The organism is Mesorhizobium album (genome assembly GCF_033977205.1).
GTDB classification, from domain to species: domain Bacteria; phylum Pseudomonadota; class Alphaproteobacteria; order Rhizobiales; family Rhizobiaceae; genus Mesorhizobium; species Mesorhizobium album.
In genome coordinates this window covers 35,144-55,292 of record NZ_JAVIIW010000048.1, presented here as the reverse complement: position 1 = coordinate 55,292, position 20,149 = coordinate 35,144, and the positions used below count along the sequence as shown (strand labels likewise).

The 20,149-nt window shown below is 65.1% G+C and carries 13 protein-coding genes and 1 pseudogene; 2 read left to right on the top strand and 12 right to left on the bottom strand.

Translation table 11 applies throughout. From position 1 onward, the window contains the following. The 8 genes from RFN28_RS28645 to RFN28_RS28610 all read right to left on the bottom strand — a co-directional run. Positions 1-1,919: MSCRAMM family protein (locus tag RFN28_RS28645; protein ID WP_320290495.1), on the bottom strand; the 1,919-nt coding region annotated here is incomplete at its 3' end. A gap of 70 nt (positions 1,920-1,989) precedes the next feature. Next, positions 1,990-3,291, bottom strand: coding sequence for an HlyD family type I secretion periplasmic adaptor subunit (locus RFN28_RS28640; protein ID WP_320290494.1), 1,302 nt, complete (start codon positions 3,289-3,291; stop codon positions 1,990-1,992). A 1-nt stretch (position 3,292) separates the two neighbouring features. Further along, complete coding sequence (locus RFN28_RS28635) at positions 3,293-5,167, bottom strand: type I secretion system permease/ATPase (protein WP_430679103.1); 1,875 nt, start codon at positions 5,165-5,167, stop codon at positions 3,293-3,295. 725 nt (positions 5,168-5,892) lie between these two features. Continuing rightward, a complete protein-coding gene (locus RFN28_RS28630; RefSeq protein WP_320290492.1) occupies positions 5,893-6,747 on the bottom strand; it encodes a patatin-like phospholipase family protein in 855 nt (284 codons plus the stop codon). Further along, on the bottom strand, positions 6,744-8,093 hold the full coding sequence (locus RFN28_RS28625) for a M16 family metallopeptidase (protein ID WP_320290497.1): 1,350 nt from the start codon (positions 8,091-8,093) through the stop codon (positions 6,744-6,746). The genes RFN28_RS28630 and RFN28_RS28625 overlap by 4 nt, the downstream gene beginning before the upstream one ends. A 227-nt stretch (positions 8,094-8,320) precedes the next feature. After that, positions 8,321-9,682, bottom strand: coding sequence for a M16 family metallopeptidase (locus RFN28_RS28620; protein ID WP_320290491.1), 1,362 nt, complete (start codon positions 9,680-9,682; stop codon positions 8,321-8,323). A gap of 285 nt (positions 9,683-9,967) precedes the next feature. After that, on the bottom strand, positions 9,968-10,522 hold the full coding sequence (rsmD, locus tag RFN28_RS28615; protein WP_320290490.1) for a 16S rRNA (guanine(966)-N(2))-methyltransferase RsmD: 555 nt from the start codon (positions 10,520-10,522) through the stop codon (positions 9,968-9,970). Further along, the gene (locus RFN28_RS28610; protein ID WP_320290489.1) at positions 10,503-12,530 is read right to left on the bottom strand and encodes a pseudouridine synthase; all 2,028 of its coding nucleotides are present in this window, start codon (positions 12,528-12,530) and stop codon (positions 10,503-10,505) included. The genes rsmD and RFN28_RS28610 overlap by 20 nt, the downstream gene beginning before the upstream one ends. Positions 12,531-12,606: 76 nt before the next feature. Between RFN28_RS28610 and RFN28_RS28605 the strand changes: the two genes are divergently transcribed. Then, positions 12,607-13,059: a nucleoside deaminase gene (locus RFN28_RS28605; protein ID WP_320290488.1), complete on the top strand. Its 453-nt coding sequence runs from the start codon at positions 12,607-12,609 to the stop codon at positions 13,057-13,059. A gap of 27 nt (positions 13,060-13,086) precedes the next feature. Here RFN28_RS28605 and RFN28_RS28600 read toward each other — a convergent pair whose 3' ends face one another. From RFN28_RS28600 to RFN28_RS28590, 3 genes and pseudogenes are all read right to left on the bottom strand, one after another. Continuing rightward, positions 13,087-13,764: a hypothetical protein gene (locus RFN28_RS28600; RefSeq protein WP_320290487.1), complete on the bottom strand. Its 678-nt coding sequence runs from the start codon at positions 13,762-13,764 to the stop codon at positions 13,087-13,089. A 202-nt stretch (positions 13,765-13,966) separates the two neighbouring features. Then, a complete protein-coding gene (gene ileS, locus RFN28_RS28595) occupies positions 13,967-16,945 on the bottom strand; it encodes an isoleucine--tRNA ligase (RefSeq protein WP_320290486.1) in 2,979 nt (992 codons plus the stop codon). A gap of 252 nt (positions 16,946-17,197) precedes the next feature. Further along, positions 17,198-17,993 (bottom strand): annotated as a pseudogene (locus RFN28_RS28590) (MipA/OmpV family protein). A gap of 222 nt (positions 17,994-18,215) precedes the next feature. On the opposite strand from RFN28_RS28590, the gene RFN28_RS28585 reads away from it, so the two are divergent. Then, positions 18,216-18,770, top strand: coding sequence for an HdeD family acid-resistance protein (locus RFN28_RS28585; protein WP_320290485.1), 555 nt, complete (start codon positions 18,216-18,218; stop codon positions 18,768-18,770). Between the two features lie 318 nt (positions 18,771-19,088). Here RFN28_RS28585 and RFN28_RS28580 read toward each other — a convergent pair whose 3' ends face one another. Next, the gene (locus RFN28_RS28580) at positions 19,089-20,072 is read right to left on the bottom strand and encodes a bifunctional riboflavin kinase/FAD synthetase (protein WP_320290484.1); all 984 of its coding nucleotides are present in this window, start codon (positions 20,070-20,072) and stop codon (positions 19,089-19,091) included. Positions 20,073-20,149 lie beyond the last annotated feature (77 nt).

Below are 20,149 nucleotides of genomic sequence, written 5' to 3'. Positions count from 1 at the left end.
TCCTTGTCGATGAAGATGGTGACGCCGGCCAGCGGGGTGTCGTCGGCCGTGACGCCGTCGCCGGTGATGTCGGTGTACTTGGTGCCGGAGATGTCGAACTTCTCGAAGTTGATGAAGTCCTGGTTCGTCAGGTTCTGGCCGGAGGTGAGGTTGTTCTGGTCGATCTGCGCTGCGCTCAGATGCGTCCAGCCGGAGCGATCCTCCTCCTTGATCAGGTAGTCGCCAGGCGACAGGTTGGTGAACTGGTAGAAGCCGCTGCCGTCGGTGGTCGTCTGCGCCACCTGCTCGCCGGCGTCGGCGATGTTGTTGTGGTTGGCATCATTGTAGAGCGTGATCGTCCAGCCGCTCACCGCGCTTTCGTCACCGGTCGTCGCGAGATTGCCGTCGGCGTCGACATATTTGTGCCCCGAGATCGAGCCGGTCTGGAAATTTCCGAAGTCGTTGTTGTGGCTGTCCTGGCCGGCTGCCACAGTGACGGTGTATTCGCCATCAGCATTGTTCGGCGCATCCTGCGACCATCCCGCTTGCTGCACCTCTCGGATCGTGTAGGTGCCGGGCGTTACCGTGAATTTATAATACCCGTTTGCATCGGTGACCGTAAACGGCTCTCCCGAATCCAGTTGGTTGTTGCCGTTGACATCGAGATAGATCGTCCAGCCGCTGAGAGCCGGCTCGCCGGCCTCCCAAACGTGGTCGGCGTTCAGGTCGTTGAACTTGTGGCCATCGATCACCTGGCCGATCTGGCGGTTCCACTCCTCGAAGCCGGAATCGGCCGTCCAGGTGCTCTGTGCCGTTTCCGTAGGACCTTGATACGTGCCAGTCTGGTAGCCGAACGCCGAATAGAGATAGATATAGGGCTTGCTCGGATCGAAATTGGCGACCGGAACAAGGAACGACATGTCGGTGGTGTTGCCGCTGCCCGGCTGGAGTTCGCCGTTTAGCCCGACAAACTTATCGCCGCCGGTGTCCATATTGTAGATCAGCGAAGCGTTGTCGGCCACCGGGAAGGCGCCGGTGCCTTGAGCGGGGGTCGCTCCCGGCGCGTAATTGCTCAAATTACCGACACTGGCCTGCCAAATCTGGAGCGCATCCAGGGAAAGGTTTTGCTCAGCGCCAGTGTTGGACTCATTGATGTCGAGATCAAATCGGTAGTAGCCGACACCATTTATGAATTGAATCGGAATGTCTGCAATGTTCAGTGAGTGAACGTACTGGCTTCCGCCCTTGGCGTTATTATCGAGAACGAAAGCATTGGCGTCGGTGTTGTACCCCTGCTCCGACGTGTTGTTACCTGAAGTCGAAATTCGCACGAATGGATCAAGCAGACCCGTACCTGCTCCGGTCACGACATCCGAGGACGAAAAGATTGCACCGTTGATCGTCACGGTATTTTTGAAGGTCAGATCGTAGGTCGGCGGGTTCACCGGTGGCGGTGGCTGCGGCGCATCGGTGAAGGTCGCCGTCGCCGAGGCGCCGGTCGCCGTGTCTGATGCGGTGAGCACGAAAGCCTGGTTCGCTGCGTCACTGTTGACGTACCACGACGTCTTGACCGCGCCGTTGACGATGCCATCCAGGTCGCCGGCGCCGCCGTCGGTGACGGTCCAGGGCGTACCAGTGCCGGTGAGATCATAGGTGAGCACATCGTCCGCAGTACCAAGGACCCCATCAGCGCCCGCGCTGAGGTGGGCGACCAAAAAAGTGAGCGTGCCGCCATCGGCAACGTCGGTGGCCGTTATCCCCACCGTCTCGCCGGGCGCGTAGTCCGCGTCCGCCTGGTCGAGCGTGACAGCAAGCGCCGAAACGGGATCGGAGGACGTCGAACCGGTGGTGAGTTCGATGCTTCCGGTCAGGTTGGAATCGGGTGCCGCGAGCGGATCACTCGTCAGATTGTCGCTCGTAATGATATCGCTGGACGCCATAACATTTCCCCTTAACGTTGGATGCGGTTACTCATCGTAGCTTTCTTTTCCACTTTCCCGCCGGGCGGGTTTACTGTCTGAAGGCTCGGCTGATCTGGTCCTGCAGCGGCTTCACCAGGTAGGACATCACTGAGCGGTCCTCGGTCTTGATGAAGGATTCCACCGGCATGCCGGGCACCAGCTTGACCTCGCCAAGGCGCGCGACCTCGGCGGCGGTCGTCCTGATACGCACGGTGTAGTAGCTGACGCCGGTGCGCTGATCGGTGGCGATGTCGGGCGAGACTGTCTCGACCACGCCATCGATCTGCGGCGTCGTGCGCTGGTTGAATGCCGAGAAGCGCAGCGATGCCGACTGACCGATCCATAGCTGGTCGATGTCGCTGGGCGCGATCTTGGCCTCCACCGCCAGGCTGTCATTGTCCGGCACGACCTGCATGATCGTCTGGCCGGGCGTGATGACGCCGCCGATCGTGTAGGCAAGCGACTGCTGCACCACACCGTCCTGCGGCGCGCGAATGTCGATCCGCTTCAACTGGTCCTCGGCGGCGACCTTGCGCTCCATCAGTTCGCCCATCTTGCCGTCGATGTCGCGCAGGTCCTTGTTCACTTCGGTACTGAGGTCGAGGTCGATCTGGATGATCTGCAGCTTGATCTCGGCGATCTTCCCTTGCGCCTGCGCCTGGGCGGCAACGAGCTGGCCGCGGTCGCCGTCGAGGCGCGTTGCCTCGCGCTCGGTCTGGGTCAGGCGATCGATGGAGATGAGCTTCTTCTCCCAGAGCTTGCGCACGGAAGCGAGCTCCTTTTGCTCCAGCTCGATCTCCTTGCTCTTGGCATCCGCCTGTGCGGTGTTGCCGGCGATCTCCTTCTCGAGCTGGGCGATGCGTTCCTCGAGCTGGCTCTTCTGGCCCGCGCGGGACGTGCGCCGCGTCTCGAAATGCTGCTTCTCGCCGGAGATCGCCTCGGCGACATCGGGATCCGCGGAACGACTGAGGAGGTCGGCGGGAAACACGATGCCGGCGGCGCCCCGGCGCTCGGCATCTAGCCGCGCCTTGCGCGCCGTGAGCTGGTCGAGCGCCTTGCTCACCACCGCAAGATTGGCAGCCGGCATGGTGCGGTCGAGACGCAGCAAAAGATCGCCGGCTTTCACGCGATCGCCGTCGCGGGCATCGATCTCGGCAACGATGCCGCCGGTCGAATGCTGCACATTCTTGACGTGGGAATCGACGACGAGGGTGCCCGGGGCGATGACCGCGCCGGCAATCTCGGTGACCGAGGCCCAGCCGCCGACGCCTCCGGCAAGCAGCAGCACGGCTCCGAGCCCAAGCCTTGTGTAGAAGCGGATCGATGCATGGGAGGCGCCCAACGCAGCCATGCTAATTGCCTCCCTGGGTTCCGCTGGCGGCAGCCTGCGGGGTGGCTTCCGCAGCCGCCTTCAGCGGCGGATTGGTTGTCGGCACCGCCCGCAGCGTCGGGAACATCTTGGCGAAAACCTCGTCCTTCGGTCCAAAGTCATGGATGCGCCCCTGGCTCATCGCCAAGACGAAATCGACAGCCGCGAGCACGTTCGGACGATGAGCGACGATCACAACCACGCCGCCGCGTTCGCGAACGCCAAGCATCGCCCGGATCAATGCCTGCTCGCCATCCATGTCGAGGTTGGAATTCGGCTCATCGAGCACCACGAGGAACGGGTCGCGATAGAGCGCGCGGGCCAGGGCAATGCGCTGGCGCTGGCCGGCCGAAAGCGCCTCGCCATGCTCGCCGATCTGGGTCTCGTAGCCTTGGCGGAAGCCCACGATCAGTTCGTGCGCGCCAGCCGCCTTGGCCGCGGCGATGATTGCGGCCGAGTCGGCATCGGGCTCGAAGCGGGAGATGTTTTCGGCCACGGTGCCGGCAAACAGCTCCACGTCCTGCGGCAGGTAGCCGATATGGCGCCCGCGCTCCCGTGACGACCACTGGTCGAGATCGGCGCCGTCCAGCCTGACGCGGCCGCTCACGGGCTGCCAAGCACCGACGAGAGCCCGCACCAATGTGGACTTTCCCGAGCCGCTCGGGCCGATGATGCCAAGCCCGTGGCCGGCCTCCATGGCGAAGCTTGCGTCATGCACCAGCAGGCGCTGCACGCCCGGAGCGGCGATGCCGACACTTTGCATCACGACATTGGCGCTCGGAGCCGGCAGCAGCATGGGCTCGGCCTCGGCGGGCATCGCCGCAAGCACCCTGCTCAGCCGTTGCCATCCCTGGCGCGCGCTCGCGAAGCCTTTCCAGTTGGCGATCGCGAGATCGACCGGCGCCAGCGCGCGGCCACTGAGGATGGAAGCGGCGATGATAATGCCCGCCGTCGCCTGCTGTTCGATAACCAGCCAGGCGCCGACGCCGAGCATGGAGGACTGCAGCAGCATGCGCAGCACTTTCGACACCGCGCCGAAGCTGCCGGCAACGTCGCTCACATTGCGCTGGTCGGCAATGTAATCGAGGTTGGCACCTTCCCAGCGTGCGGCAAGGCCGCCGGCCATGCCCATGGCGGCAACGACTTCCGCATTGCGACTGCCGGCGGAGATAAGGCCGCTCCGCCGGTTCCCACTCAAGGTCGCAGCCGATACCGGCATTCGCGTCAATCGCTCGGCAAAGACGGTCAACGCGACCAGCACGACCGCCCCGAACAGCGCCGTCACACCAAGCAACCAGTGGAACATGAAGATGATGATCAGGTAGAGCGGCAGCCATGGCAGGTCGAAAAGCGCGGTCGGCCCCATGCCGGACAGGAAGGCGCGCACGCTGTCGAGATCGCGCATCGGCTGCAGGCTGTCGCCCTCGCGCCCGGCCTTCAGCGGCAATCTCAGCATCGACGTATAAACGCGGTGACCAAGCGCCTCGTCGAGGGCCCCGCCGATCCGCACCAGCACCCGCCCGCGCACGAAATCGAGAACGGCCTGCCCGCAATAGAGGATGACGAGCAATATCGAGATGCCGACGAGCGTCGGCAGGCTGCGGCTTGGCAGCACGCGGTCATAGACCTCGAGCATGTAGAGCGAGCCGGCAAGCATCAGCACGTTGAGCATGCCGGTGAACAACCCGACCGCAAGGAAGGCCGACCGGCAGCTGGCAAGCGCCGCGCCAAGCTCGGAACGAGCGGAGCCGGCTGGCCGCCGCCCGGTCGATCTCGCCGAGGGCTTGCCCTGCGCCACTGTCCGCCGGGGTGCGTCGCCGACGGCATTTTGCGCCGCGCCGCCGCGGGCGCGAAACATGGCCAGGCAACCGAAAGCCGCCATCGCCACCGCGACGAGCATCGTGCCCATCGAAGTATGCCGGCTGGAGCCGAAGAGAAAGAAACCGGCGACACACGCGACGAGAGACAGGCCGAAAAGCCTGACCCTCGCCTGCGCCGAACCAGGCGTTGCCTTGCCCATCAACCCGAGTGACGCCTTACGCAACCCCACGATCACGACTTGCCTCTCCCCACAGGGCACGTCAGCCGCGCTCACCGGCGAATTGACCGCGCAGGCGGCTGACTGGCCATGGCAATAGCGCTGAGATTCAGCGCTCAAATCCGAGAGGGAGGAGGATCGGCGTAGCGTCTGGCAATCCGCGGCGGCGGCCGGCGAACAGCAAACGCTACAGCGCCTCACGACGACTGGCGGTTCGATGGTGATGCGGCGGCTGAAATGCCGCGCAGTTTCCCACCCCCTGTAGCGCCTAACTCGTTGTTGCCGGTCGGGAGATTGTTTACGCTACTATATTAGCACATTATTAACTCTATCTGAGCGTGCGTCAACGGCAATTCTATGAAGAGTTAATGACAAACCTCAAAGAAACTTATACGCAATTATAGCCAGTCAGCATAAAGAATACATCATGCTATTCATAGGTCCAACTTCACAAGGGACCTATGCGATGGCCCGTCAGACTTTAGTTGCCAGACTTCCGTCGCCACCGCATCCTCCATTGATACGATGCTGCTGCGAGGGCGCTCTCACACCGCCTTCTTGCCGCGCTTGCCGCTGCGCTCGGCGACTGCCTTCTCGACGGCGCGCTTCAGCTGGTCCTTGATGTCGCCCGTCTCGGCCATCAGCGTCTCGATCTTCAGGAAGTCGAGCACGCGGTATTTCGAGACCGCCGGGCGGATGAGGATATCCGGCGGGTGCTGAGCCAGCTTGTTGGCGATGATCGACTGCATCATCAATTGCGTCGCGCCATACATCAGATCGACCGTGGTCGGGTGCTTGCGCTCGGCATCGCTCGGCGCCCCCACCACGTCGATGGCGATGACGATGTCGGCGTCCTCCTCGACGAGATCGAAGGGCACGGGATTGTAGATGCCGCCGTCGATCAGCACGCGGCCATCGCGCGTCACCGGGCGGAACACCGCCGGAATGGCGGCCGAGGCCGCCAGCGCCGATTGCAGGTCGCCCTGCGAGAACACCGCGAGCTTGTGGCCGAAATAGTCGGTCGCCGTCACCTTGAGCGGGATCTTCAGCTCCTCGAAAGTCGCGGGAATGGCGTCGGGCAGGAAGGCTTTCAGGATGCGCTCGACATTGAACTGTCCAACGCGGATGCCGTTTTGCATGGCCTCGGCGATCGTGCCCGGCCGCGACCGCCACATGCGCGCCGCCACCTCGGCGCGGCTGCCGAGGATCGAGCGGGCATAATCGTGGATTTCGGCCCCTCGCATGCCGGAAGCCATGCCGGCGCCCATGATGGCGCCGATGGAGGAGCCGGCGATCGCCACCGGCCTGATGCCGAGCTCGTCCAGCGCCTCGATGGCATGGATATGCGCCAGCCCCCGCGCGCCGCCGCCGCCGAAGGCAACCGCGAAGGTCGGGCTCATCCCTTGCCGGCTCCCGCCAGTTGCACGAGCGGCGGACCGATCACCATAACCGCGGGGTCGGCCGACAAAAGCTTTCGCGCCGCCGCCTTGACGTCTGCAAGCGTCACCGCGTCGATCAGCGCGGCGCGGCGCTTGATATAGTCGATGCCGAGATTGTCGAGCTGCAGCTCGACCAGCGTCGCGGCAATCGAACTGGAGGAGTCCAGATTGTTGATGGCGTAGGCGCCGATCATGTATTTCTTGGTCGCCGCGAGCTCCTCCTCGGTCGGACCGTTCTCAGCCATCTCCTTCACCACCTTGCGCACGATCGAGAGCGTCTCGGCGGCGCGGTCGGAGCGCGTCGCGGTCGTCACCAGCAGCGCGTTGGAATGCGCGTGATCGACGAGATCGGAGCTGACGCCATAGGCAAGACCGCGCTTCTCGCGCACCTCCTCGAAGAGGCGGGAGGTGAAGGTCGAGCCGCCGAGGATCTCGTTCATCAGCACCGCCGCGTAGAAGTCGGGCGAATTGCGCTTCACGCCGGGCCAGGCAAGCTGCAGCGAGGTCTGCGGCAGGTCGTAATTGACCTCGAGCTGCTGGCCGAGCTTGGGCTTCACGTCAGCCACGGGAGCCAGCGTCTGCTTCTGCGGCAGGTCGCCGAACACCTCGTCCAGCTTGCCGCTCAGCGTGGCGGCGTCAATATCGCCCACCACCGCTACATGCAGGCCGCCGCGGGCGAAATTCGCCTTGTGGAAAGCCCTGAGGTCGTCGGCGGTGATGCCGGCGAGGCTCTCCCTGGTGCCCTGGTCGGGCCGCGCATAGGGATGTTGGCCATAGATCGCGCGCAGCCAGCGCTGCTGGGCGACCGTGTCGGGGTCGCGCTCATTGGCGAGGATGCCGGAGAGCACCTGGGCGCGGACGCGGTCGATCGGAGCCTTGTCGAAGCGCGGGCTGTTCACCGCCAGCTTCAGCAGGCCGAACGCCTCGTCCCTCTGGTCCGACAGCATGCGCATCGAGCCATAGGTGCCGTCGCGCGCCGCCTCGAAGCTCATCTCGGCGCCGGCATCGTCGAGCTTCAGCTGGAAGGCGTCGCAGTCGAGGTCGCCGGCGCCCTCGTCGAACAGGCCGGTCATCAGATTGACCAGCCCTTCCTGGCCGGCGGGATCCTGCGCGGTGCCGCCGTCGAAGACGAAGCGGATGGCGACCAGCGGGATCGAATGGTCCTCCACCAGCCAGGCGGCGACGCCCTTCTTCGACTTCACCTCCTGGATGTTCATCTCCGCATGCGCGGCCAGCGCAGGCAAGAGCAGGAAGAACAAGGCAAAGCAGAAGGTGGCGACGATGCGGTAGAGCCCCCCTTCTTCCAGTGCGGGAACCTCCCCTTCTCCCCTTGTGGGAGAAGGTGTCGCCGAAGGCGACGGATGAGGGGTGCTGGACGGAGTGCGACCTTGGAGACCGCCAGTTCTCGATGCCCGACGAGACAGGTCGCGTTTCTTCCAACACCCCTCATCAGTCTCGGCGCTGCGCGCCGATCCACCTTCTCCCACAAGGGGAGAAGGAAAAGCGATCGTCCGTCCGCGTATCAGACTCATCATCAATTCCCCGCCTGTTGCTGCGGCAACAGATAGCCGGTGGTCGAACGGTCGAGCACGAGGTAGCGTGCGGCGGCCGCCTTGACCTCTCCGGCAGTGACCTTGCGGATGCGGTCGGGCCATTCCTGCACATCCTTCACATTGCCGCCTGTGGCGAGCGTCGAGCCGTACATATTGGCCATTTCGTCCTGCTTGTCGCGGGTGAAAATCATCGAGCGCACATAGCGGGTCTTGGCCCGCTCGAGCTCATCGTCGGTCACGCCGTCCTTGACGATGCGGGCGATCTCGGCGTCGACAGCCGCCTCGACGTCGCTGAGCTTGGCGTCGCCGCGCGGCGAGCCAGAGACGGCAAAGTTGGTGGCATCGAGCATGGTGCCCTGGAAATAGGCGCTGGCCTCGGAGGCGATGCCCTGCTTGACCACCAGTTGCTGGTAGAGGCGGCTGTGGTTGTCGCCACCCAGGATCTCGGCCAGTAGATCGAGCGCCTCGGCCTCACCGGGCTTGGCGGTGTGATAGGACGGCACCACCCATTGCGTGGAAAAGCTCGGCACCGACACGCGCGCGTCGGCGAGCGTCACGGTTCGCCTGGTGTTCTGCTCGGGCTCCACGGGGCGGATGCGCGGCGGCAAATCCGGCCCGCGCGCGATCTTGCCGAAGGTCCTCTCGGCCATCACCTTCACCGCATCGGGGTCGACGTCGCCCGCCACCACCAGCACCGCATTGTTCGGCCGGTAGTAATTGTCATAGAAGGCCTTGGCGTCGGTGCGGTTGAGCTGCTCCATCTCCTGCATCCAGCCGATCACCGGAATGCGATAGGGCTGGTTCTGCCAGAGCGTGGCATCGACCTCCTCGTCGAGCACCGCCTGCGGATTGCTGTCGATGCGCGAGCGGCGCTCCTCCAGGATCACGTCGCGCTCGGTCTTGATGACATCGTCGGTAAGGATGAGGTTGCGCATGCGATCGGCCTCGAAGCCCATCATTTGCTCGAGCGCCGAGGGCGCCACCGTCTCATGGAAGGCGGTGTAGTCGTAGGAGGTGAAGGCGTTGTTCGAGCCGCCGATGTCGGCCACGGCGCGGTCGAACTCGCCGGCGGCGTGATTGGCGGTCGCCTTGAACATCAGATGCTCGAAGAAGTGCGCGATGCCGGATTTGCCGGGCGGCTCGTCGGCGCTGCCGACCTTGTACCACACCATATGGGTGACGATCGGGGCACGATGGTCCGGAATGACGACCACTTCCATGCCGTTGTTGAGCAGGAAATCCTTGACCTCGGCCTGATCCGCGGCATGCGCCGGAGCCTGCACCGCGAGCGCCAGCGTGCCGGCAAGAAGTGCTGCGCGCAGCCTTCTGGTGTTCAATGTCATCAAATGCTCCGGCTTCGGTCGCGCGACGATAGAAAAGCTTCTCTGGCGAAGGAAAGTGAATTGTTCGTCATTTTCGAGGCGCTTGCGCCATTTCCTTCTCCCCTTGCGGGAGAAGGTGGATCGGCGCGCAGCGCCGAGACGGATGAGGGGTTCTGGAAGAAATGAGGCGATGAAAGTACTCGCTTCAATTGCTTGTATCTGCAAGGCGGCGTTCCGTCCAACACCCCTCATGCGTCGCCTTCGGCGACACCTTCTCCCACAGAAAGGGAAGTGCTGCGCCCCCGCTCACCCAACCTCGATAAACCGGATCACCGTATCCCCATAGCCGCGTTCGTCCACCACGGAGAAGCCCGCGCCAGGTTCGAACGGCGCCGAGTCCGCCTCTTCGACGACGCAGAGCGCGCCGGGCAGAAGCCAGCCGCCGGCCTTGGCCGAGCGCAGCGCGCGCTCGCCAAGGCCCTTGCCGTAGGGTGGGTCGGCAAAGACCAGGCCGAAGGGCGAGAGCGTGCCGGCCTCGCCGAGATGGGTGGCGTCGCGGCGGAAGATCTTGGTGCGGCCGGTGAGCCCGAAGGCCTCGACATTCTCGCGGATCAGCCCGCGCCCTTCCGTCGATTCCTCGATGAAGACGCAATAGGAAGCGCCGCGCGACAGCGCCTCCAGCCCGAGCGCGCCGGTGCCGGCAAAGAGATCGAGCACGCGGCCGCCTTCGAGCTTTTCGGCGTAACGATGGGCCAAAACGTTGAACACCGCTTCGCGGGTGCGGTCGGTGGTCGGGCGGATGGCATTCGAACGGGGCGTCGCCAGCGGACGCCCGCGAAACTCACCGCCGACGATCCGCATTGCCGCCCCTCTTCGGACCCTTGGGACCGCCACGCGGCCTATTGCCGCCATCGCCACCTTCGGGACGCTCGCCATGCGGCTTGCCGTAAGGCTTGGCACCGGGCTTACCCTGAGGCTTGCCACCAGGCTTGTACGATGCCTTGCGCGCCTTCGCCTCGGCGGCCCTGGCGGCGTCGGCCTCCGCCCTGCCCTTGCCGATGGGACGCGCGCCCGGCGCCATCCAGACATTGGCCTTGCGCTGGCCCGGCGGCTCGATCGGGCGCGGTTCGCCCTTCTTGCCGCCCGGCTTGGCGCCGAAGCCGCCGCGCTCGGACTTGCCGAAGCCAGACTTGGGGCCGCGCTCGCCGAACGGCCTCTCGGGCCGCGTGGAAAGCTTGCTCAGCGCCTCGTCGCGGCTGCCTTCGCGGCGCTTGCGGGCCTTGATCAGCCCACCCTCGCCGATCGGCCGGCGATCGCCCTCGCGCTTGAATTTCGGCCGTTCCTCCTCGTCGCGGCGCGGCTCGCTGCGCCGCACCGGCTTGTTGGAAAACGGCCTTTGGATCTCGGCGTCGAAATTGGCGCCGGACTCCTCGATCAGTCGTTCGCCAAGCTGCTCGCGCAGCGTGCGCCCCTTGATCTCGAGCACATGGCCCTCGGGCAAATCGTTGAGCTGGAACGGCCCGTAAGAGATGCGGATCAGCCGCGTCACATCCAGGCCAAGCGCGCCGAGAATGTTCTTCACTTCGCGGTTCTTGCCCTCGCGCAGCCCGATCGTCAGCCAGGCATTGCTGCCCTGCTCGCGGTCGAGCGAGGCCTCGACCGAGCCGTAGAAGACGCCGTCGACGGCGATGCCGTCGCGCAAGGCGGCCAGCGCGCTGTCCTCGACCTTGCCGTGGACGCGCACGCGATAGCGCCTCAGCCAACCAGTCGCCGGCAACTCGAGCACCCGCGACAGCCCGCCATCGTTGGTGAGCAGCAGCAACCCCTCGGTGTTGATGTCGAGGCGGCCGACGGTCATCAGCCTGGGCAGATCGGCCGGCAGAACGTCGAAGACGGTCTTGCGGCCTTCGGGATCGCGGTTGGTGGTGACCACGCCCGCCGGTTTGTGGAACAGGAACAGCCGAGTGCGCTCGATCGGCGGGATTTCCGTGCCGTCGAGATGGATGACATCGTCAGGCATGACGTTGAAGGCCGGCGACGACAGCACCTTGCCATTGACCTTGACGCGGCCGGCCGCAATCAGTTCCTCGGCGTCGCGACGCGAGGCAATGCCGGCGCGCGCCAGCCGCTTGGCGATGCGTTCGCCGGCTTCCGGCGCCGCCTCCGATGGACGTGGGCGCGGCTTGAAGCCGCCTTCGGGCTTTCCTGCGGCGTGGTCACGCGGCGCACGATCGCTGAAATCCCGCTTCGGGCGTTCCGCGAACTCGCCCTCGTCGCGCTTCGGCCGGTCGGCGAAATCGCGCTTCGGCCGGTCGGCGAAATCGCGCTTGGGGCGGTCGCCGAAATCGCGCTTGGGCCGGTCGAAACGCCTTTCGCCGCGCTCGCCTTCGGCAGCCATCGGCCGGTCGCCGCGCGGCGCGTAGGGCCGGCGTTCTTCGCGCTTCTCGAAGGGCTTGCCCTCGCGCGGCGGGCCTTTGCGGAACGGGCGTTCGCCACGCTCGGCACCCTCGCCCACTTCGCGCGGCTTGTAGCTGCGCTTGAACTCGCGGCGCTCGCCATCGGCCGCCGCCGGCCGGTCGCCGCGCGGCCCGTAAGACTTGCGCGGCCCCTCTCTCTTCTCGAACGGTTTGCCCTCCGGGCGCGGGCCTTTGCGGAACGGCTTCTCGCCGCGCTCGGCTCCCTCGCCCATTTCGCGCGGCTTGTAGCTGCGCTTGAAGTCGCGCGCAGGGCGCTCGCCATCCGCCGCCATCGGCCGATCGCGCTTGGCGAACGGTTCCTTGCCGCCTTTGCCTGCCGTGCGTTCGCGGCCGGCTTTCGGTCCGCCCTTGCCCGCACCTTTGCGCGGAAATTTCTTGTCGTTGTCGTCCATGTGGCCTTTGCTCTTTTGGGCGGCTAGATAACAGGATCACCATCGGGTGGCGAGGAGTAATCGGAATGGAAACCGCGTGAAGCGGCCGGATTTCATGGCGCTGGCGCTAGAAGAGGCCGAGGCGGCTGCGAGCCGCGGCGAGGTGCCGGTCGGCGCGGTGATCGCCAACGGCAACAGCGTGGTGGCGAGAGCCGGCAACCGAACCCGCGAGCTCGCCGACCCGACCGCGCATGCCGAGATGCTGGCGATCCGCGAAGCCTGCCAGAAACTCGCCAGCGAGCGGCTCACCGGCCATGACCTCTATGTGACGCTGGAGCCCTGCGCCATGTGCGCCGGCGCAATCTCTTTCGCCAGGTTGCGCCGGCTTTACTTCGGCGCCGCCGACGAGAAAGGCGGCGCGGTGGTCAACGGCGTGCGCTTCTTCGCCTCGCCCACCTGCCACCACACGCCCGACATCTATCCGGGGCTGGGCGAAAGCGAAGCCGCCCTCATCCTCAAGGATTTCTTTCGCGACAAAAGGGAAGCCTAGGCGTCGCTATGCCGCGGCGCGCTCGCCTTACAGGCCCAGCCAGTCGAACCAGCCGCCGCTCTTCTTGCCTTCGGCCTGTGCCTTGAGGCGGCGTTCCTTCTTGTACTCGTCCTCGCCGAACTCGTTCTGCGGCGCGGTGGCGGCGGCCTGGCGATAGGCGAGCGGCGGCTCGCTCAGATATTTGCGGACATTGGGATTGCCCTGCTTCTGCTCGGCAAGGCGGCGCTGGATCTCGGCGGTGCGGGTCGCGCTGGAATCGTCCGGCGACCAGCGCGGCGGATGGCTGGACGCCGAATCGGCCATCGCCTTCTTCACCGCGACCGGATCGGTCTGCACGTCCTCGACGGCCTCCGGCTGGTAGTTCGGATCGTTCTGGTGGGCGGTCGCCTCGGCGCGGATGCGGGCGCGGCGCGCCTCGGGCGATTCGGGCCAGTCGGCGCTCGCCGTCTGGATGCTCTCCTGCGGCGGCGGCAGCGTTTCCTTCTGTCCCGGCGCCGGCTTCACAAGGTCGGGCCGCGGCTTGTAATCGATCGGATCGCGATGCTTCGGCGTGATCGAGGCTGCGCCGGAAACGTCGTCGAAGAGCTGCGCGGCGGCAGTCTTGTCGGTTCCGTAGGTGGGCGAACTGACGCAGCCGGACATGGCGATGGCCGATGCCACAAGCGGCGCTAGCAGCGCGGCGCGCGCAAACGTTCTTTCGGTCATGCCATAAAGTCCCACTCTAGCTGCCTCTGGTCGCCACCGGCCGACGGCGCGGTCCCCGAATATCCCGCACTTGCGATGGAAATCCGGCGAGAATTTGTCTGCCGGAGTGTCGCGTGTTTACCTCAACCGCTTGTTAAGGGCAACGCGCGGGCGGATTTGCGCCGCCCGCGTGGCATTTCTGCATCGGCTTATAAACAGGTTGCTACAGCCGACCCAGCGCCTTCAGCTCGCGCAAAACGGCCGCGTCGCGGGCCGAGACATCCGGGAATTCCTGGTCCTGCCCGACATCGGCGGTGTAGCGCCAGGAGCGCGCGCATTTGGTGAGACCGCGATCCTCGGCCTTTTCCACAACCACGGCGACGCCCTTGACGTCGTCCAGGGTGAACGCGCCTTGCGGCGCCTTGCCGTGCTTGATGACAAGGTCGCTGGTGATCGCCATCTCGGCCATGTCGACATCGGCGATCGCGGCTTCGAGCGTCGCGTCGTCGATCGTGACCACCGGAACGGCTTCCAGCGACGAGCCGATCAGCTTGTCGGCGCGCGCGATCTCGAGCGCGCCGGTGACGACGCGGCGAACCTGCCTTACCTTGCGCCACTTCTCGGCCAGCGCCTCATTGCGCCAGTTTTCTGGAATGGCCGGGAACTGGTCGAGATGCACCGAGGCGGCCTCCGGATGACGGTCGAGCCAGGCCTCCTCCATGGTGAAGGGCAGCATCGGCGCCAGCCACTTCACCAGGCATTCGAAGAGATGGCGCACGACCTTGACCGCCGCCTTGCGGCGCAGGCTGGAGGGCGCGTCGCAGTAGAGCGCGTCCTTGCGGATATCGAAATAGAAGGCCGACAGCTCGACCACCATGAAGTCGAGCAGCGCGCGGGTGATGCGCTTGAACTCGAAGGCGTCGTAGCCCTGGCGCACCACCTCGTCGAGCTCGGACAGCCGGTGCAGCATCAGCCGCTCCAGCTCCGGCATCTTGTCCACCGGCACATCCTCGCCGTCGTCATGGGCAAGCGTGCCCAGCATCCAGCGGATGGTGTTCCTGAGCTTGCGGTAGGCATCGATATTGGTCTGCAGCACGTTCTTGCCGAGCCGTTGGTCTTCCCAATAGTCGGTCGTCACTACCCAGAGCCTGAGGATATCGGCGCCGGACTGCTTGATCACATCCTGCGGCACGACGGTGTTGCCGAGCGACTTCGACATCTTGCGGCCTTCCTCATCCATGGTGAAGCCATGGGTGATGACCGTGTCGTAAGGCGCCCTGCCCCTGGTGCCGCAGCTTTCGAGCAGCGAGGAATGGAACCAGCCGCGATGCTGGTCCGAGCCTTCGAGATAGACGTCGGCCGGCCATTTGAGATCCGGGCGATCCTCCAGCGTAAAGACATGCGTCGAGCCGGAGTCGAACCAGACGTCCAGGATGTCCCTGACCTGGCGCCATTTCGAGGCATCGTGATTGCCGAGGAAACGCTCCTTGGCGCCGGGCGCGAACCAGGCGTCGGCGCCTTCCTTCTCGAAGGCGTCCATGATGCGCTGGTTGACGGCCTCGTCCTTCAGCACATTGCCGTCGTCGTCGGCGAAGACGGCGATCGGCACACCCCAGGCGCGCTGGCGCGACAGCACCCAATCGGGGCGCTCCTCGATCATGGCCCGGATGCGGTTCTGGCCGGCCGCCGGCACGAAGCGGGTGTCGTCGATCGCCTTCAGCGCCCGGCTGCGCAGCGTCGTGCCGTCGCCAAGCTCCTTGTCCATATAGACGAACCACTGCGGCGTGTTGCGGAAGATGACCGGCTTCTTCGAACGCCAGGAATGCGGATAGCTGTGCTTCAGCCGGCCGCGCGCAAAGAGCGCGTTGCGCTTGATCAGCTCGTCGATGACCGCCTGGTTGGCGTTGCCCTTCTTGCCGTTGTCGTCGATGACGCGCGCGGCGCCGCCCTCGCGGTCCGGGCCGAAGCCCGGCGCGTCCTTGGTGAAGAAGCCGGCATCGTCGACCGGGAACGGGATTGCGGTATCGACGCCGCGCTTGATGAGCTCGGCCACCGCATCCGTCCAGGCGTCGAAGTCCTCGCGGCCATGGCTGGGCGCGGTGTGGACGAAGCCGGTGCCGGCATCGTCGGTGACATGCTCGCCGGCAATCATCGGCACGGGGAATTCATAGCCGCCGCCCAACCCCCGGAACGGATGCGAAAGCGTAAGCCTTGCAAGCTGTTCGCTTGAGACGCTGTGAAGGCGCGTCAACGTCACCTTCGCCTTGGCCGAAGCATCCTCGGCCAGCGCGTCGGCGAAGATCAGCTTTTCGCCGGGCTGCGGGCCGAAGGCGTTCTCGGCCGCCGTCACCTCGTAGAGGCCGTAGGCGACGCGCGGCGAATAGCTGACGGCGCGGTTGCCGGGGATGGTCCAGGGCGTCGTCGTCCAGATGACGACATGCGCCTCGACGAGATCGAGCGCGGCCTCATCCAGCGCCGGCGCCGCATCGGTGCCGGCGACCGGCTGGGCGAGGCTGGCGACCGGGAACTTCGCCCAGATCGTGTCGCTCTCATAATCCTGGTATTCGACCTCGGCCTCGGCGAGCGCGGTGCGCTCGACCACGCTCCACATCACCGGCTTGGAGCCTCGGTAGAGCTGGCCCGACATAGCAAATTTCAAAAGCTCGCCGGCAATCCGCGCCTCGGCGTGGTAGGCCATGGTCGTGTAGGGATTGTGGAAATCGCCGATGACGCCGAGGCGCTGGAACTCGTCGCCCTGCACCTTGATCCAGTTGGCGGCGAAGTCGCGGCATTCCCTGCGGAACTCGTTGACCGGCACCTCGTCCTTGTTCTTGCCCTTGGCGCGATACTGCTCCTCGATCTTCCATTCGATCGGCAGGCCGTGGCAGTCCCAGCCCGGCACGTAATTGGCGTCGTAGCCGCGCATCTGGAAGGAGCGGTTGATGACGTCCTTCAGGATCTTGTTCAGCGCATGGCCGATATGGATGTTGCCGTTGGCGTAGGGCGGGCCGTCATGCAGCACGAATTTCTCGCGGCCGGCGGAGTCCTGCCTGAGCTTGCGGTAGAGGTCCATGTCCTGCCAGCGCTTGACCAGCCCCGGCTCCTTCTCGGGCAGGCCGGCGCGCATCGGGAAATCGGTCTGCGGCAGGTAAAGCGTCTTGGAATAATCGATCGTTTCAGCAGTATCGGTCACGTCGGTCATTGGTCTGCCATGTGCATTGCCCGTTGGCAAAAAGAGCTCGGGCGTTGAACTATCATCATTTGGAAAAAGCGCGAGGGGCCGCGCGCCAAAGTCCCGGCGGCTCCGGCGGCTCTCAGGCCACCCGGAACACCGGGCCCGTAATTCGTATCGCGATCGCGAAAAGGCGCGAAAAGCTCCTCATGGCGTGGCTTTTAGCGGATGCCGCGGCAGGAATAAAGCGCGGATTTCAAGGCAGAGCGCTGGTTTCTTGCCCTACATCGAGAAATTGAAGCGATAGGTCGTCGACACGCCGACCGTCCACTGGTTGCGGTCGCCGCGCTCCTTGACCAGGCTGGAATCGGCCGCCGGCCCCATCAGACGCGAATATTCGGTGAAGACACTCGCCGTCATCGGCTCGGTCACCTTCCAGGTGATCGCGCCGCCGAGGCCGGTCGATTTCACTCCGCCGCCGGGATGGTATTCGCTCAAGCCGGAAGCCGCCGCTTCCTTGGCGTTGACGCCGTAATAGGCATCGAAATAGCCGGACGAAGCGAAGGAGGCGCGCGGGCCGCCTGAGATGCGCACCGTTGGCGTGATGTCGTAGAAAGCGTCCGCCGCGATGTCGGCGACGAAGCCGTCATGGGCGCGGATGCCGTGTCTGAGTTCGGCCCGCGCGCATCCATTCGAAGGGATAGAATTCGAAGAAGCCGCCCGCCTCCCCGCCCCAGCGCACCGGATCGAGGCCCTTGAGCTCATCCTTACTGTCGCGCGCGAACAGGAACTTGCCGGTGAGGCCGGCGCGCACGCTGCCGTCGTCGATCAGCGCCAGCGAGATGTTGTCGTTGCGCGAGGAGAAGCGCGCCTCCGGACCGGCCTTGCCGAGCGAGATGATCGGCTGGGCGCTCAGCATGTACTTCTTGCCGCCCTCGAAATTCGGGGCGACGAGGCCGGTGGCACCGAGCGTCAGGTACCAGTCGCCGGAATACCAGCTCCCCTCGCCCGCATGTGCGGCGGAGACGGCCATCAGGCCTGAGGCGAGAACCAGCGGAATCGTCCCGACAATACGCATCGTCAACCCTTACGCGAAACACGCCGGCAGCAACACCCGGCAGCGCGGAAGGCATGGCGCCGGTTCGGTAAAATTTGACTTAAAATCCGTAACATCGGTGACGGCGACCTGGCTGATTTTCAGCGTGCAGCCGCCGCTCGGGTTCGCTGGACGGGCAAGGCCATTGGGACTACCTTCGGTTGACCCGCAGCACGCGCGGCGAACGCTCAAGGAGACGGGACCATGACCTTCCAAGGCGATGCCCTGAACGAAGCGATCGGCCGCACGCGCGACAAATGGGGATGGTTCGTGGCTCTCGGCGTGCTGCTCCTGATTTTCGGCGGCATCGCCTTCGGCAATCTGTTCATCGCCACCGTCGCCTCGGTCTATGTCGTCGGCTGGCTGATGCTGATGGCCGGCGCCATCGAGATTATCCATGCCTTCGGCGTCAAGACCTGGGGACGCTTCTTCTACTGGTTGGCGAGCGGCCTGCTCTATGCGATCGCCGGCTTCTTCGCTTTCGACAATCCGTTGCTTGCCTCGGCGGTGCTGACGCTTCTGCTGGCGATCGCGCTGGTCGCTTCCGGGCTGCTCAGGGCCTGGGTCGCCTATCATCACCGGCCGGAGCAAGGCTGGGGATGGCTGCTCGCCGCCGCCGTCATCACCATCCTGCTTGGCCTGATCATCGCCATGGGCTGGCCGGTCAACAGCTTGTGGGTGCTGGGCCTGTTCCTGGCCATCGACCTGATCTTCCAGGGCTGGAGTTTCATCGCCATCGGACTGGCGCTGAAGCGGTAGGGACTCTCGGCCTTCGCGATTTAGCCGAAGCCTTCCAACGTCGTCATCCCTGGGCGAAGCAGGAGCGAAGCTCCGTCGCGAAGACCCTGGGATCCATGTCGTAACCTCAGCCGAAAGGCGCAACGGCGCAGAATTCTGCACCGCAGCAGCTCTCAGGCGTCACGGCATGGATCCTGGGGTCTGCGCTGCGTCGCTTCGCTCCTTGCTTCGCCCCAGGATGACGAAGTGAGAGGCGTTTCGCCAATCTCCAAGGCTTGCAAACCTGCCGGTCAGGCGCTTTTGCGTGCTTCTCTTTGCACCCACCGTGCTTTCCTGCCCTCAGAAAGCGATCGCGGCGTCCAGTTCCGAAAGCGGGCGCACGCCGGCGAGCAGCGCCCTCGCCTCGGCCTCGTCGCGCTGCATCTGTACCACCAGCGCATCGAGCCCATCGAACTTCAATTCGGGGCGCAGGAAGCCGAAGAAGGATACTTCGCAGGTTTCGCCGTAGAGATCGCCTGAGAAATCGAAGACATAGGTTTCGAGCAGCGGCGCGCCGTTGTCGTCGACGGTCGGACGGCGGCCGAAACTGGCGACGCCGTCATGGAGCGTGCCGTCGGCGCGGCGGAAGCGGACGGCATAAATCCCTTCCTTCAGAGTGGCTTCCGGCGAAAGCCTCATGTTGGCGGTCGGGAAGCCGAGCGTGCGGCCGAGCCGCTGGCCGCCGATTACCTCGCACTCGACGGTGAAGCGGTAGCCGAGCAGGCCGGCGGCCTCCTCCACCTTGCCCTCGCAAAGCAGGTCGCGGATGCGGCTCGACGAGACAACCTCGGCGCCCTCGTCGCGGAAGGCATCGACCAGTGTGACGCCGAAACCGTGCCGCTCGCCTGCCGCCATCAGGAAGGCCGGGCCGCCCTGGCGGTCCTTGCCGAAATGGAAGTCGAAGCCGGTGACCGAATGAGAGATGCCGAGCTTGTTCTGCAGCACGTCGGTCACGAACGCCTCGGCCGAGAGCGCGGCGAAATCGCGCGTGAACGGCTGCTCGACCATGGCGGCGAAGCCGAGCTTCGCGAGCAGCCTGGCCTTCATCGGCGGCGGCGTCAGCACGAAAAGCGGCACCTCCGGCCTGAACACCTTGCGCGGGTGCGGTTCGAAGGTGAGCACAAGCGCCGGCACACCGCGACGGCCGGCCTCGGCCAGCGCCCGCTCCAGCACGGCGAGATGGCCGCGGTGGACGCCGTCGAAATTGCCGATCGCCACGACGCCGCCGCGCAGATGGGCAGGCAACGGCGCGACTGCCGAAATGCGTTCGAAAGCTTGCGTCATATCGAGGCGCCCGTCATGACCACGCTACCAGCATAAAGCGGGATGACTTCTTCGAATCGTCCTTCCGCTTTATCTTC